We start from the raw sequence: 14233 nt of genomic DNA, 5'->3' as shown, positions 1-14233 counted from the left end.
CCTCCCACATTTTGGGCCGGTTCCTTCAGGGTTATCTCCAATGTCGAAATTTCCTACCGCAGTAAACCTGCATAAAACCTCCAACACCCTCGGCCTTACCTACGGGCCCGACGAGGTTTACCAACTACCCGCCGAATTCCTGCGCGTGCACTCCCCTTCCGCCGAGGTCCAGGGCCACGGCAAACCCATCCTGCAATTCGGCAAGCTCAACGTCCGGTTGATCAAGCTGGAACCGGCCGGCCAGTACGCACTGAAATTGACCTTCGACGACGGTCATGACAGCGGACTGTTCACCTGGGACTACCTCTATCAGTTGGCCGTACGTCAGGACGCTTTGTGGGCCGACTACCTGGCCGAGCTCAAAGCCGCTGGTAAAACCCGCGATCCGAGTGAGTCGGTCGTGCGGCTGATGCTCTAGCTCAACGGTCTTGCTGTTTAGAGCGCATTTTCTAATTTCATCTGCTTGAATGCCCTGTCGCGTGGCCAACGATTGGCCCGCTTGCGAAAAAAAATAAACTCGGGTAACCAATGGAGCTGGCAAGTTCCCTGCATTTGACGATGCGGTATCAACGGTCACCCGAGTCGCAGTACCAGGCTGGTGTCGTGTATCGAAATTGGGTGCGCAGCAATCGCCGGTACTCGTCTTTCGGACAATGGAGCGTCGTAGATGAGTAACAAGAATAACGATGACTTGAAACGCCAGGCCTCGGAAAACACCCTGGGGTTGAACCCGATCATCGCGTTACGCAAAAAGGATTTATTGGCCTCGGCCAAGATGGTGCTGACCCAAGCCATCAAGCAACCGTTGCACAGCGTCAAGCACGTCGCCCACTTTGGCGTTGAATTGAAGAATGTGATGTTCGGCAAATCCGCACTGGTGCCCGAGGGCGACGACCGTCGCTTCAACGACCCAGCCTGGAGCCAGAACCCGCTCTACAAACGTTATTTGCAGACTTACCTGGCATGGCGCAAGGAACTTCACGACTGGATCGACGACAGCAACCTGTCGGCACAAGACATCAGCCGGGGCCACTTCGTGATCAACCTGATGACCGAAGCCATGGCCCCCACCAACAGCGCGGCCAACCCGGCGGCGGTCAAACGCTTCTTTGAAACCGGCGGTAAAAGCCTGCTCGACGGTTTGTCTCACCTGGCCAAGGACATGGTGCACAACGGCGGCATGCCCAGCCAGGTCAACATGGGCGCCTTTGAAGTCGGCAAGACCCTGGGCACCAGCGAAGGCGCGGTGGTGTTTCGCAACGACGTGCTGGAGCTGATCCAGTACAAGCCCATTACCGAGCAGGTGCATGAGCGCCCGCTGCTGGTGGTGCCGCCGCAGATCAACAAATTCTACGTCTTCGACCTGTGCCCGGATAAAAGCCTGGCGCGCTTCTGCCTGCGTAATGGCCAGCAGACCTTTATCGTCAGTTGGCGCAACCCCACCAAGGCCCAGCGCGAATGGGGGCTATCCACCTATATCGAGGCGCTGAAGGAAGCGGTCGATGTGGTCACGGCGATTACCGGCAGCAAAGACGTGAATATGCTCGGTGCCTGCTCAGGCGGCATCACCTGCACGGCGCTGCTGGGCCACTACGCGGCGCTGGGGCAGAAGAAGGTCAACGCCCTGACTCTGCTGGTGAGCGTGCTGGATACCACCCTGGACACCCAGGTGGCGCTGTTTGTCGACGAGCAGACTCTGGAAGCGGCCAAGCGCCACTCCTATCAGGCCGGCGTGCTGGAAGGTCGCGACATGGCCAAGGTCTTTGCCTGGATGCGCCCCAACGACTTGATCTGGAACTATTGGGTCAACAACTACCTGCTGGGCAACGAGCCGCCAGTGTTCGACATCCTGTTCTGGAACAACGACACCACACGCTTGCCGGCCGCGTTCCATGGCGACCTGATCGAACTGTTCAAAAACAACCCACTGGTACGGGCCAACGCCCTGGAAGTGTGCGGCACGCCCATCGACCTCAAGCAGGTCACTGCCGATATCTATTCCCTGGCCGGCACCAACGACCACATCACGCCGTGGCAGTCCTGCTACAAGTCAGCGCAGTTGTTCGGCGGCAAGGTCGAGTTTGTACTGTCCAGCAGCGGGCATATCCAGAGCATCCTCAACCCGCCGGGCAACCCCAAAGCGCGCTACCAGACCAGCGAGGGTCTGGCCGGCAGTGCGCTGGAGTGGCAAGAAAATGCGACCAAGCACACCGATTCGTGGTGGCTGCATTGGCAGGTGTGGCAGGCGGAGCGGGCGGGAAAATTGAAAAAAGCCCCGACGACATTAGGCAATAAAACCTATGCAGCCGCTGAAGCGGCGCCGGGTACCTATGTACATGAACGCTAGGCATTCTTGTGATTGAAATGAGATCAGATGTGGGAGCTGGCTTGCCTGCGATAGCAATGGGCCTGCTCACTAATCGCGGCCTGAAAGAATGCCATCGCAGGCAAGCCAGCTCCCACACTGACCGAGTTCCTACAGACCAATAGCACCACTTCACAGGGCTTGAGCATGGCGCAACCGTTCATCTTCCGTACCATCGACCTGGATGGCCAGACCATCCGCACGGCGGTACGCCCGGGCAAGCCGCACTTGACCCCGCTGCTGATCTTCAACGGCATCGGCGCCAACCTTGAGCTGGTGTTTCCGTTCGTCCAGGCCCTGGACCCGGACTTGGAAGTGATCGCCTTCGACGTGCCCGGCGTGGGCGGATCCTCGACGCCGAACCGACCCTATCGCTTCCCCGGCCTGGCCAAGCTCACCGCACGTATGCTCGATTACCTCGACTACGGCCAAGTGAATGCCGTGGGCGTGTCCTGGGGCGGAGCGCTGGCCCAGCAATTTGCGTATGACTACCCCGAGCGCTGCAAGAAATTGATCCTGGCGGCCACCGCAGCCGGGGCTTTCATGGTGCCGGGCAAGCCCAAGGTGTTGTGGCTGATGGCAAGTCCCAGGCGCTATATCCAGCCGTCCCACGTGGTGCGCATTGCACCGATGATTTATGGCGGCTCGTTCCGCCGTGATTCCAAACTGGCCGCCGAGCACGCCAGCAAAGTGCGCTCGGCCGGCAAGCTGGGTTACTACTGGCAACTGTTTGCCGGGCTGGGCTGGACCAGCATTCACTGGCTGCACAAGATCCGCCAGCCCACCCTGGTGCTGGCCGGGGACGATGACCCGCTGATCCCGCTGGTCAACATGCGCATGCTCGCCTGGCGCATCCCCAATGCGCAGTTGCACATCATCGACGACGGCCACCTGTTCCTGATCACCCGGGCCGAAGCCGTGGCGCCGATCATCATGAAGTTTCTGGAGGAGGAGCGCCTGCGTGCCGTGATACATCCGCGACCGGCGGTGTGAAGGACCACACCACCGCGCAACTTGCCAGGAACCGACTATGGTTCTGGATTGGCGTGCCTGCTTGATGACTTGACGAAGGAGTGTTGGCTCATGCGAGAAAGACCCGTGACGAACCCGGCGCCCACCCCCGCTGCGTTCATCAACGCGCAAAATGCGATCACCGGCCTGCGCGGCCGGGACTTGCTGTCGACCCTGCGTACCGTCGCCGCGCACGGCCTGCGCAACCCGGTGCACACCGCTCGCCACGCCCTGGCCCTGGGCGGCCAGCTGGGCCGTGTGCTGCTGGGTGAGACCGTGCACGAACCCAACCCCAGGGACCATCGCTTCAGCGACCCCACCTGGAAGCTCAACCCGCTGTACCGACGCAGCTTGCAAGCCTATCTGAGCTGGCAAAAACAGACACGGCAGTGGATCGATGACAGCGCCCTCAGTGACGATGATCGCGCCCGCGCGCAGTTCGCCTTCGCCCTGCTCAACGATGCCGTGTCCCCTTCCAACACCCTGCTCAACCCGCTGGCGATCAAGGAGTTGCTCAACTCCGGCGGCAACAGCGTAGTGCGTGGCGTGAGTAATTTGTTCGAAGACCTGCTGCACAACAACGGTTTGCCGCGCCAGGTCAGCAAGCACGCTTTCGAAGTGGGCAAGACCGTGGCGACCACCCCCGGTTCGGTGGTGTTTCGCAATGAGCTGCTGGAGCTGATCCAATACAAGCCCATGAGCGAAAAACAGTACGCCAAGCCACTGCTGGTGGTGCCGCCGCAAATCAACAAGTACTACATTTTCGACCTGAGCCCGGCCAACAGCTTTGTGCAATACGCGCTCAAAAACGGCCTGCAGACCTTTATGGTCAGCTGGCGTAACCCGGACGTGCGGCATCGCGAATGGGGCCTGTCCACCTACGTGGCGGCGCTGGAAGAAGCGCTCAACGTGTGCCGGGCCATCACTGGCGCCCGCGAGGTCAACCTGATGGGCGCCTGCGCCGGCGGCCTGACCATCGCCGCCCTGCAAGGCCACCTGCAAGCCAAGCGCCAGTTGCGGCGCATCTCCAGCGCCAGTTACCTGGTAAGCCTGCTCGACAGCCAGATCGACAGTCCCGCAACCCTATTCGCCGATGAACAAACTCTGGAGGCCGCCAAGCGCCGCTCCTACCAGCAAGGCGTGCTGGATGGCCGCGACATGGCCAAGGTGTTTGCCTGGATGCGCCCCAACGACTTGATCTGGAATTACTGGATCAACAATTACCTGCTGGGCAAGGAACCGCCGGCGTTCGACATCCTGTACTGGAACAACGACAACACGCGCCTGCCCGCCGCCTTGCACGGCGACCTGCTGGATTTCTTCAAGCACAACCCCCTGAGCCATCCCGGTGGGCTGGAGGTATGCGGCACACCCATCGACTTGCGCAAGGTCGCGGTGGACAGCTTCAGCGTGGCCGGCATCAACGATCACATCACGCCGTGGGACGCGGTGTACCGCTCCACGCAACTGCTGGGTGGCGAGCGGCGCTTCGTGCTGTCCAACAGCGGGCATATCCAGAGCATCCTCAACCCACCGGGTAACCCCAAGGCCAACTACGTCGAGAACCTCAAGCTGAGCAGCGACCCGCGCGCCTGGTATTACGACGCCCAGCACGTCGAAGGCAGTTGGTGGCCGCAGTGGCTGGAGTGGGTGCAAAAACGCTCCGGTGTACAACGCGAAACCCTCACCGCTCTGGGCAACCAGAATTACCCACCGATGGAAGCGGCGCCGGGCACTTACGTGCGCGTGCGATGAGCTCAAACATCACATTAAGAAGACTGGATGAAGACCCGCGACCGTATCCTTGAATGTGCCTTGCAGTTGTTCAACCACAAGGGCGAACCGAACGTGTCGACCATGGAGGTGGCCAATGAAATGGGGATCAGCCCCGGTAACCTCTACTACCACTTCCATGGCAAGGAGCCGTTGGTACTGGGGCTGTTCGAGCGCTTTCAATGCGAGCTGGCGCCGCTGCTCGACCCGCCTGCCGATGCGCAACTGGAGGCTGAGGACTACTGGCTGTTTTTGCACCTGATTGTCGAGCGCATGGCCCACTATCGCTTCCTCTTCCAGGACCTGTCGAACCTGGCCGGGCGCCTGCCGAAGCTGGCCAAGGGGATCCGCAATCTGCTTACCGCGCTCAAACGCACCCTGGCCTCCTTGTTGGCGCGGTTGAAGGCTGCGGGGCAACTGGTCAGTGACACCCAGGCACTGGGGCAGTTGGTGGAACAGATCACCATGACCCTGCTGTTCTCCCTCGATTACCAACGCGTACTGGACCGTGAAGGCGAGGTACGAGTGGTGGTGTACCAGGTCATGATGCTGGTAGCGCCGCACCTGCTGTCACCTGCACGCCAGGCCACCGAACGCTGGGCCTTGCGCTACCTGGATGATCCGCTTTGACCGGTGCTTACTCAGGCCCGCCGAATTGCTGAATGAATTTGAAAAGTTCACTGTCATTGCGCACGCCCAACTTCCGATAAGCCGATTGTTTCTGCGTACTGATAGTACTTGCACTGCGGGAGAACTTTGCCGCAATCGAACTGACTGACATGCCATCGAGAAAACAGCGCAACACTTCGCGCTCTTTGGGTGTGAGCCCGGAGGTCAATGACAGCGTCGCTGAAACATTGACCGTCGACTTCACAGTGACGAGATCAAACGCAGAGTGTTTGCCCTGTAATGTCGCCAACATACAAGGTTGTATATAAAGCCGCCCTTGAGCGACAGTTCGGATAGCCGTGATCAGCTCGGTCAGATTCTGAGTCTTACCCAGAATACCCCAACATCCAGCCTTGAGCGCCAGCGAGACTGTCGCAGGCGAATAATCCGAGGAAACGATCAATGCCCGGCACTGGCTGAAACGCCTGCCCAGCGTCTGGAGCAGACTGAGGCCGTCGATGTCTGACGGCGCCAGCACGAAGTCCATGACGACCACATCGACCCGCTGACGGGCCAGCGCCTCCAGCAGTTGCCGGCCCGTACCGTAGGAGCCGGTCACCTGAATGTCGGCCTCGGCATTCAATCCCAGTGCGATACCTTGGCGAACCATCTCGTGGTCATCCAGCAGCATGACGGTACAGATGGCCAATGGTGAAGTTGTCATAACGAGCCCCGCATAAATCAATGCAGTACTGCACGCTATAGACCAGCCTTATGCAGGGTTCAATAAGCGGACACAACAGTACTACATTTACTTACGGCAACTTCCTACAGAAACAACTGAGGAAACTTTACCCAACCAAAAATCCATACGAAAAAAACTAAACAAAACAAAACGCTTTCGAACAATCACGAACCAAAACTCGAGACTTCGCTATAGAGCGTATTCACTTTTAGATACAAATTATGCCAGCCCGCCCCATGAAAAAAATTCGACAAGAACCTCAGGCACTGCGCTTAAACCTGCGGCGGATAACTTCAATAACTCGAGATCGAAAATAGAATGAAAGCCAACGTTTTACCTGCCGTTGCAATCGCCCTGGCCTTGAGCGCCACGATGACGTCATCGGTGTACGCCGCGGACGGCGTGATCAACTTCAGTGGACTGGTGACCGACGTGACCTGCACCGTCGAAGGCGCGGCTCCGGGCACGGGGGCTGTGGTCAAGGACGTGAACCTGGGTGGCGTCTCTGCTGCACGCCTGGCCACGGCAGGCAGCCGTGCCAACCTGACCGGCTTCACCATTCGCATCGGCGCACCGGGTGAGGGCAGTTGCACCAACGGACGCACCGCCATGGTTGCCTTCGATCCGACCAGCCCGGCCATCGACGTGGCCACTGGGCGCTTGAACATTGATGGTTACGACGATCCATCGGATACCACCAACGCCAAAAACGTCCAGGTGGAGGTCACCAGCCGCAGCGGCACGCCGATCAACGTGTACACCGAAAAATCCGAAGGCGTGGTGATCGCCGATAACCAGGCAACCATCCCATTGGCTGCACAACTGTACGCCAGCGGCCCGGCCACCGAAGGCAAGGTCAACACCCGGGTCGGGTTCATGATCGAGTACGCCGAGTAAAGCGCGAGCGAGCCTGCGAAGGCGGGCTCCTCCCTGGGTAAAGAGACCAGACGATGAAAACGAAGGCCCGTCTTACATTTGTCGCCGGTGTGTCTGGTGCAATGCTGCTGTTCATACTTGCCGCCGAGGCAGGCGTCATCATCCACGGCACACGGGTGATCTACCCTGCCGAACGGCAGGAAGTGATCGTACGCCTGGAAAACAAGGGCAATCGCCCGGCATTGGTGCAAACCTGGCTGGACGACGGCGACCGATACTCAACAGCCGCCACTGCAAAAGCGCCGCTGAGTACGTCCCCCCCAATCTTCCGCATTGAGCCGCACCAGCAACAGGCGTTGCGCCTGCGCTACTCGGGCGAGCCTTTGCCTGCCGATCGTGAAAGCCTGTTTTGGCTCAACGTACTGGAAGTGCCGCCGAGTGCCGCAAAGGGTGACGAGAATAACCAGATCGAATTGGCATTTCGCACTCGCTTGCGCGTATTCCTGCGCCCGCAAGCGTTGCCTTATGCGGTGGCAAACGCAGCCTCGAAACTGCAATGGAAACTGATCGCCCACGATCACGGCTACGCCCTGCAAGCCACTAACCCGACGCCCTATCACGTCTCGCTTGCCTCTATCGAACTGCTCAGCGCCGGCCAGCGTTTTGCCAAAGCGCCGAACCAGAGCGCCAACGACAGCCTGCTGCTGCCGGCCGGCGATGTAAAACGCTTTGCGTTGCCGCTGTTGCGCGAATGTCCGCGTACCCCGGCCAAGGTTGAGTTCACCAGCGTCAGCGATTTCGGTGCCCGCGTACGGCATTCGGCAGCGCTGCCTGGCTGCACGGGATAAACCACCATGAATGTATTTTCGATTTTTGCGCAGACCACCTTGCTGACCTGCACGCTGGTGGGCGCAACGGCGCTGCAGGCGAGCGTGATCATCAACAGCACGCGCGTGGTTTATCCGCAGAACGACAAAGAGGTCACCGTCAGGCTGGAGAGCAAGAACCAGGCACCGGTATTGGTCCAGACCTGGCTGGATAATGGCGATGAGCAGTCGACGCCACAGGTGGGCGGCATTCCTTTTGTGGTGACCCCGCCCATCTTCCGTATGGAACCGGGCAAGCAACAGGTGGTGCGCGTGGCCTATACCGGCGAATCCTTGCCGACCGCACAGGAAAGCCTGTTCTGGTTCAACTTGCTGGAAGTGCCTGCGCAATCTCCAAATGCGCAACAGGGCAACCAACTGCAGCTGGCGTTTCGCTCGCGGATCAAACTGTTCTTCCGTCCGCATAACCTGCTCTACGGAGTCGAAACGGCACCCGGAAAACTGCAATGGCGACGCATCTCAAGCGCACAGGGCCAGGGCCTGGAAGTCTTCAACCCGACGCCCTATCACGTGACCTTTGAAGGCGTCGAGGTGCTGGAGTCCGGGCAACGACATGCGCGTAAAACCGCGTCGTCGGGCAGTGAAAACATGGTACTGCCCGGCGGCCGCCTGCGCTTTGAGCTGCCCACGCTCAAAGCATCGGCCAATACCGAGGCGACCGTAGAGTTCCAGACACTCGATGACTATGGCGTGAAGGCCGTCCATAGCGCCAAGGCCCCGCCATGACAGCCCCCAGAACAGACCTTCCAGCGTAGGGCGCCCTGACTGGCGCTACCACGCCCCTACTTTTTCATGTCGATGCCCACTGACGCGGGTAGGGACGCCCTATGCCGACAGTCGACCGACACCTGTTTTTCGAGAATGCTGAACATGAGTTTCAACACGCCAACCGGCGTAAAAGCACGTCATCGCTTCAAGCGGACCCTGCATAGCCTGCTGTTGATCAGCGGCGCTCAAGCCGTCAGCGCCCAGAGTGCCGAACAGGTCGAATTCAATCCGGCTTTCTTTCCGGGTGGCAAGGCGGGCTTGCAGGTCGATATCGCCAAGTTCAACCAAGGCAACGTCGTCCTGCCTGGCAGCTATCGCGCCGATGTGCACCTTAACGGCCAGTGGATCGGGCGTGAAACCCTGTCCTTTTCCAAGATCGCGGGCCATGACACCGCCCAGCTGTGCCTGGAGCCCCAGGCGCTGCTCAGGTTTGGCGTTATCGTCGATAGCGTCGAGGCAGCAGCCCTTTCCAACTGTGCCGACATCGCCAGCTACCTGCCCGGCGCCAGCAGCCAGTTCGATTCGGGTGAAAGTCGCCTCGACCTGCAAGTTCCGCAGATATACCTGGCGCGCCAGCCACGCGGCTACGTCGACCCGCAACACTGGGATGGCGGCGTGGATGCCGCGTTCGTGCGTTACAACACCAATACCTTCACCACGCGGACCGGCGGGCGCACCCAGGGCTCCAGCTACCTCGGCCTGAACACCGGCCTCAACCTGGGGGACTGGCACTGGCGCCACAACGGCAGCTACAGCCGCACCCATACCGCCTCGGGGTACCAAAGCAGCGCCACCTATGTGCAGCGGGATTTGAGTGCCTTGAAGTCCCAACTGGTGCTTGGCGAAATCTATACCCCCGGCGAACTGTTCGACAGCGTGCGTCTGCGCGGCGCCAGCCTGTCTTCCGATGACCGGATGCTGCCCGATTCACTGACCGGCTTTGCCCCGGTAGTGCGCGGGGTTGCCGAGACCAACGCACGGGTCACTGTGCGCCAACGCGGTGTGTTGCTGGATGAAGTCTCCGTCGCGCCCGGCCCGTTCGTGCTCAAGGACCTGTTCCCCACCGGTTACGGCGGCGACCTGAATGTCACCGTCACCGAAGCCGACGGTCGTACCCGTGAGTTCATCGTACCGTTTGCCGCCAACGCCAACCTGCTGCGCCCCGGCTACAGCCGCTATTCGCTGAGTGCCGGCCTGCTCGATGAAGTCGGCCTGCACCACCCGCCCAGGCTGATGCAAGCGACTTACCAGCATGGCCTGAGTAATCTGCTGACCGGTTATACCGGTGCCGTGATGGGTGAGGATTACCGTTCACAGTTGCTGGGGGCCGCGTTCAACACACCGTTGGGCGCACTTTCTCTGGACTTGACCCAGTCGAACGCGCATCTGCCAGGGCATGGTTCACGCGCGGGTCAAAGCGTACAGCTGCGCTACAGCAAGAACTTCGCGAATACGGGCACCCACTTCGCGCTGGGCGCCTACCGCTACTCCACCGAAGGCTTCTTGAGCGTGAGCGACGCAGCACACATCCGCGACCTTGCGCTGGACGGGCTCAAGCTCGACACCGTTTCGCGCCTGCGTGACCGAATGGACATCAGCCTCAACCAAAGCGTCGGCGACGGCTCGGTGTACCTGACCGGCTCCTCGCAAAACTATTGGAACCGCAACAATGGCAACCTGACGTTTACCGCCGGCTACAGCAGTACGTGGAAGGGTTTGCATTACACCGTCAGCGCGCAGCGCACCCGGGACTTGCTGAGCGAACGCGTCGACAAGCAATTGGACTTCACCGTCAGCCTGCCACTGGGCAGCGGCGCACGCTCGCCCACACTGACCACCACCGTCTACCGTGGCGATCAAAGCAGCGGCGAGCGCCTGAGCCTGGGCGGTACGCTTGGCGGGCGCAATGAATTGAGCTACGGCCTGAGCAGCAGCCGTGCTCAAGGCAGCGGCTATGCCACTAGCGCCGACATGAAATACCAGACCTCTCAAGGCGTGCTGTCGGCAAGCTACGGCCAAAGCAACGCGTACCAATCGACCTCCCTGGGCATGACCGGTGGCATCGTCGCCCACCGTGGCGGTGTGACCTTCGGCCCAGAGTTGGGCGACACCATCGGCATAGTCCAGGCTCCCGACGCCCTCGGCGCACGGATCAATGGCAACCACAGCGCGCAGATCGGCAAAAGCGGCTTCGCCGTGGTGCCGAATCTCACGCCTTACCGCCAGAACGTGGTCGAGTTGGACCCCAAGGATCTGTCCTCGGATGTCGAGCTCAAGACCGCCGCTCAGAACGTCGCGCCACGAGCCGGCTCGGTGGTGCAGTTGCAATTCGAGACCGTCAGCGGGCAGGCCATGTTGATCACGGCGCTGCGGGAGGATGGCACGCCATTGCCGTTCGGCGCGGATGTGTTCGATGAAAGCGGCGCCAGCGTCGGGATCGTTGGCCAGGGTGGCAAAGCCTTTGCGCGTGTGTCACGCGGGCAGGGGCAGTTGACGGTCAAGTGGGGCCCGGACGCCACGACCCTGTGCACCCTGCGCTATGACGTGAGCACAGGTTTCACTGCCGAGAACACCAACCGCTTGCGCCACCTGAACGCAGGTGCCTGCCAGCATGCGCCGCAAGCGCCTACCGCCAAAAGCCCCATGACAATACGGAGTTCACAATGAAGCCGTCGATCTCGCGCCTCTTGACCCTGCTGGTGCTTGGCCTGCCCATCGCGGCCCAGGCGGAGTGCGATAGCTATATGGACTCCGAGCACGGCCTTTCCCTTCCGGCCACTATTACGGTACCGGCCAACCTGCCCGATGGCAGCATCATCACCCAGCAGCCATTCAGTGGAGTGGTTCCCGGCCGTTTCTTCAATTGCCACAGCTTGACCCTCAGACAGGTCACCTCCCGCAGGTACCCGCAACTATTGCCAAGCCTGATCTATTCCACTGAGGCTCCTGGCATCGGCATCCGCATAAAAATTACCGATGCCCGAGGAGTGACCAACTTCTACGCGCTTGAAAATATTACCAATCAGCTGCCCACTGGACGCCATCCCATCTTCACCAATGCCGAGGCGATCTTCTACAAAACCGGCCCGGTGACCGGAGGGGTAGTGCCGGCGGGAAGCATCTACAAATACACAATGATGACCCGTATAGGCCAGCGCCTGGGCCGCTTTGAGCTCAACCTCAACAACTCGGTCAGGTTCGTAAGCCCTGTTGCTACCTGCAACCTTGAAGCAGGCGACGTCAACCGCTCCATCGCCCTCGACCCGGTGCAGGTCAGTGCTTTCAACAGCAGCCCCTACGCTGGCGCACACAACTTTGAGCTGACGGCCAATTGCAGCGATGCCGCCAACGTCACCTTTCGTTTTTCCGGCCCGCCCTCGCCTGAAAATGACCTGCTCTTCGCCAATACAGGCACCGCTGGAGGCGTGGCGCTGTGGCTGTATTCACGTATCAACGGAACGAATCAAACGATCCCTGCCAATGGCAGCGACAACGAACGCACGCTGGTTGTGAGCGGCAATCGCGCGGTACTGCCACTCGGCGCTGCGTACCACAAAAGCGGCACGGTCGGCCAAGGCACGCTGATCAGTACCGCTACCGTCAACATCACCTACAACTGAAACCCTGAGGATTAACGATGCGTCTCTCAATACTGCCCCTGCTATTGGCGTTCACGGCCAGCCTGGGCGCCCCTGTCGCCTTCGCTGCTACCACCGGCACCCTGACCTTCCAAGGCGTGGTCAACGCGGGCACGTGCAACCTGATCGCCGGCGATGTAAACCGCACCATCACTCTACCGCCCGTCAAAGTGTCGGACTTCGATAGTGCCGACTCCGCTGGAGAACACGATTTCGAGCTTGCCGCTGACTGCGACTCTGACGTCAAGAACGTGATCTTTCAATTCGCTGGCACACCCTCCGCCGGCAACGCAGAGCTCTTTGCCAATACGGGAACTTCGGGCGGCACCGCTCTTTGGCTGGCCAGCGCAGGCATCATCCCCGCCAACGGTACGGAGGCCCAGCGTAGCCGTACGGTTGCAACGAGCAGCAGCAAGGCGGTACTAGCGCTCAAAGCGGCTTACCACAAAACCGGCGCGGCGATTTCCCACGGCACGCTGGCCAGTGCCGTCACCGTTTCTATCACTTATAACTGATGGGCTTGGTGTAGCGCCCGCGACGCCTGATTGCTGTGGCCCATAAAAAATGCCCGACCTTTATAGGCCGGGCATTTTCTGGTCCCGCAAAAATCAGGACTGACTGGATGGCGTCGGGGTTACCGGCGTTGCAGTCGGGGTAGCAGCGGTGGGCGACGGCGCGGACACCGAATTGGCTGCAGAAGCAGTCGGAGCCGGCTTGGCCGCCACGGCAGGCTTTGGCGCTGCTGGCTTTTTCGCCGCGGCAGGTTTTTTGGCCACCGCAGGTTTTACCGCCGGTTTGGCTGCTGCTGGTTTCGCGGCGGATTTTGCCGCAGCTGGCTTGGCAGCGGGTTTGGCGGAAGCTGGCTTGGCAGCGGATTTGGCAGCAGCCGGTTTAGCCGCAGGTTTCGCTGCTGCTTTAGCAGCCGCTGGCTTGGCGGCAGGTTTGCTGGCCGGTTTGGCAGCAGCTGTTTTGGCCGCTGGCTTGGCCGCAGGTTTCGTCGCGGCTTTGGCTGGCGCCTTGGCCGCAGATTTTGCAGCCGGTTTAGCGGCAGCTTTAACCAGAGGCTTGGCAGCGGCTTTGGCTGCTGGTTTTGCAGCTGCAGTTTTGGCCGCTGGTTTTGCCGCAGGTTTTGCCGCGGCAGTCTTGGCTGGAGCCGCTTTGGCGCCAGTGAGTTTTTCGATTTGCCTGGTCAAGGTATCGACCTTGCTGTGCAACGTCTTCAACTCAGCCTTGCTAGGCACGCCCAGTCGCGAAATAGCACTGTTGAGGCGCTTGTCGAAGGTTTCTTCCAACTTGCCCCACGTGTCAGAAATGCTCGACTTGGCGGAACCGGCCGTTGCCTTGGCCGCATCAACTTTTTTCCCCACTGTACTCTTGGTCAACTTCTCGGCCTTCTCGCCGTCCTTGACCAGAGTCTCGAAGTATTTACCGCCGTCACTGCTAACCTTCGAGTACACGCCTAAACCAGCAAGCCAGATTTTGCGGGAATATTTTTCAACTTCCCCGACCCACGAGCTGCCTTCTTTCTGAGTAGTCTTTTTAACAGCCATCCCGATGTCTC

Annotated in this window: 13 protein-coding genes; 11 read left to right on the top strand and 2 right to left on the bottom strand. The window is 60.1% G+C overall.

Annotation, left to right across the window (positions count from 1 at the left end):
* Nucleotides 1-40: 40 nt before the first annotated feature.
* From RHM69_RS23200 to RHM69_RS23180, 5 genes are all read left to right on the top strand, one after another.
* The gene (locus tag RHM69_RS23200; protein WP_019820036.1) at nt 41-418 is read left to right on the top strand and encodes a gamma-butyrobetaine hydroxylase-like domain-containing protein; all 378 of its coding nucleotides are present in this window, start codon (nt 41-43) and stop codon (nt 416-418) included.
* Between the two features lie 249 nt (nt 419-667).
* On the top strand, nt 668-2347 hold the full coding sequence (gene phaC, locus RHM69_RS23195; protein ID WP_200599104.1) for a class II poly(R)-hydroxyalkanoic acid synthase: 1680 nt from the start codon (nt 668-670) through the stop codon (nt 2345-2347).
* A 165-nt stretch (nt 2348-2512) separates the two neighbouring features.
* The gene (gene phaZ / locus RHM69_RS23190) at nt 2513-3358 is read left to right on the top strand and encodes a poly(3-hydroxyalkanoate) depolymerase (protein WP_019820034.1); all 846 of its coding nucleotides are present in this window, start codon (nt 2513-2515) and stop codon (nt 3356-3358) included.
* A 90-nt stretch (nt 3359-3448) separates the two neighbouring features.
* Entirely contained in the window at nt 3449-5131 is a 1683-nt protein-coding gene (gene phaC / locus RHM69_RS23185; RefSeq protein ID WP_019820033.1) for a class II poly(R)-hydroxyalkanoic acid synthase, read from the top strand.
* Between the two features lie 27 nt (nt 5132-5158).
* On the top strand, nt 5159-5779 hold the full coding sequence (locus tag RHM69_RS23180) for a TetR/AcrR family transcriptional regulator (RefSeq protein WP_020302373.1): 621 nt from the start codon (nt 5159-5161) through the stop codon (nt 5777-5779).
* A gap of 7 nt (nt 5780-5786) precedes the next feature.
* On the opposite strand, the gene RHM69_RS23175 is transcribed toward RHM69_RS23180, so the two are convergent.
* The gene (locus RHM69_RS23175) at nt 5787-6482 is read right to left on the bottom strand and encodes a response regulator transcription factor (RefSeq protein WP_014716566.1); all 696 of its coding nucleotides are present in this window, start codon (nt 6480-6482) and stop codon (nt 5787-5789) included.
* Between the two features lie 339 nt (nt 6483-6821).
* On the opposite strand from RHM69_RS23175, the gene RHM69_RS23170 reads away from it, so the two are divergent.
* The 6 genes from RHM69_RS23170 (at nt 6822) to RHM69_RS23145 (ending at nt 13187) form a co-directional block, all read left to right on the top strand.
* Nucleotides 6822-7400: a fimbrial protein gene (locus tag RHM69_RS23170; protein WP_032901831.1), complete on the top strand. Its 579-nt coding sequence runs from the start codon at nt 6822-6824 to the stop codon at nt 7398-7400.
* A gap of 53 nt (nt 7401-7453) precedes the next feature.
* Entirely contained in the window at nt 7454-8227 is a 774-nt protein-coding gene (locus RHM69_RS23165) for a molecular chaperone (RefSeq protein ID WP_197865411.1), read from the top strand.
* Nucleotides 8228-8233: 6 nt separating this feature from the next.
* Nucleotides 8234-8992 carry a molecular chaperone gene (locus tag RHM69_RS23160; protein ID WP_133634100.1) on the top strand — a complete coding sequence of 253 codons (759 nt, stop codon included), beginning with the start codon at nt 8234-8236 and terminating at the stop codon, nt 8990-8992.
* A 144-nt stretch (nt 8993-9136) separates the two neighbouring features.
* A complete protein-coding gene (locus tag RHM69_RS23155; protein WP_200599103.1) occupies nt 9137-11701 on the top strand; it encodes a fimbria/pilus outer membrane usher protein in 2565 nt (854 codons plus the stop codon).
* Nucleotides 11698-12654 carry a fimbrial protein gene (locus RHM69_RS23150; protein ID WP_014716561.1) on the top strand — a complete coding sequence of 319 codons (957 nt, stop codon included), beginning with the start codon at nt 11698-11700 and terminating at the stop codon, nt 12652-12654. Before RHM69_RS23155 ends, RHM69_RS23150 begins: the two co-directional genes overlap by 4 nt.
* Nucleotides 12655-12671: 17 nt before the next feature.
* Nucleotides 12672-13187 carry a fimbrial protein gene (locus RHM69_RS23145; RefSeq protein WP_014716560.1) on the top strand — a complete coding sequence of 172 codons (516 nt, stop codon included), beginning with the start codon at nt 12672-12674 and terminating at the stop codon, nt 13185-13187.
* A gap of 93 nt (nt 13188-13280) precedes the next feature.
* Here RHM69_RS23145 and RHM69_RS23140 read toward each other — a convergent pair whose 3' ends face one another.
* Nucleotides 13281-14222 (bottom strand): phasin family protein, encoded by a 942-nt coding sequence (locus RHM69_RS23140; protein WP_014716559.1) that lies wholly within the window; start codon nt 14220-14222, stop codon nt 13281-13283.
* Between the last annotated feature and the right edge of the window lie 11 nt (nt 14223-14233).

Source organism: Pseudomonas sp. CCI1.1, assembly GCF_034348165.1.
Lineage (GTDB): Bacteria > Pseudomonadota > Gammaproteobacteria > Pseudomonadales > Pseudomonadaceae > Aquipseudomonas > Aquipseudomonas paracarnis.
This window is presented reverse-complemented; position numbering and strand designations above follow the sequence as displayed.

What these genes read in the sequence shown, in the direction of transcription:
- RHM69_RS23200 (WP_019820036.1), top strand. Translation starts at nt 41, where the DNA reads ATGTCGAAATTTCCTACCGCAGTAAACCTGCATAAAACCTCCAACACC.
- phaC (WP_200599104.1), top strand. Translation starts at nt 668, where the DNA reads ATGAGTAACAAGAATAACGATGACTTGAAACGCCAGGCCTCGGAAAAC.
- phaZ (WP_019820034.1), top strand. Translation starts at nt 2,513, where the DNA reads ATGGCGCAACCGTTCATCTTCCGTACCATCGACCTGGATGGCCAGACC.
- phaC (WP_019820033.1), top strand. Translation starts at nt 3,449, where the DNA reads ATGCGAGAAAGACCCGTGACGAACCCGGCGCCCACCCCCGCTGCGTTC.
- RHM69_RS23180 (WP_020302373.1), top strand. Translation starts at nt 5,159, where the DNA reads ATGAAGACCCGCGACCGTATCCTTGAATGTGCCTTGCAGTTGTTCAAC.
- RHM69_RS23175 (WP_014716566.1), bottom strand. Translation starts at nt 6,482, where the DNA reads ATGACAACTTCACCATTGGCCATCTGTACCGTCATGCTGCTGGATGAC.
- RHM69_RS23170 (WP_032901831.1), top strand. Translation starts at nt 6,822, where the DNA reads ATGAAAGCCAACGTTTTACCTGCCGTTGCAATCGCCCTGGCCTTGAGC.
- RHM69_RS23165 (WP_197865411.1), top strand. Translation starts at nt 7,454, where the DNA reads ATGAAAACGAAGGCCCGTCTTACATTTGTCGCCGGTGTGTCTGGTGCA.
- RHM69_RS23160 (WP_133634100.1), top strand. Translation starts at nt 8,234, where the DNA reads ATGAATGTATTTTCGATTTTTGCGCAGACCACCTTGCTGACCTGCACG.
- RHM69_RS23155 (WP_200599103.1), top strand. Translation starts at nt 9,137, where the DNA reads ATGAGTTTCAACACGCCAACCGGCGTAAAAGCACGTCATCGCTTCAAG.
- RHM69_RS23150 (WP_014716561.1), top strand. Translation starts at nt 11,698, where the DNA reads ATGAAGCCGTCGATCTCGCGCCTCTTGACCCTGCTGGTGCTTGGCCTG.
- RHM69_RS23145 (WP_014716560.1), top strand. Translation starts at nt 12,672, where the DNA reads ATGCGTCTCTCAATACTGCCCCTGCTATTGGCGTTCACGGCCAGCCTG.
- RHM69_RS23140 (WP_014716559.1), bottom strand. Translation starts at nt 14,222, where the DNA reads ATGGCTGTTAAAAAGACTACTCAGAAAGAAGGCAGCTCGTGGGTCGGG.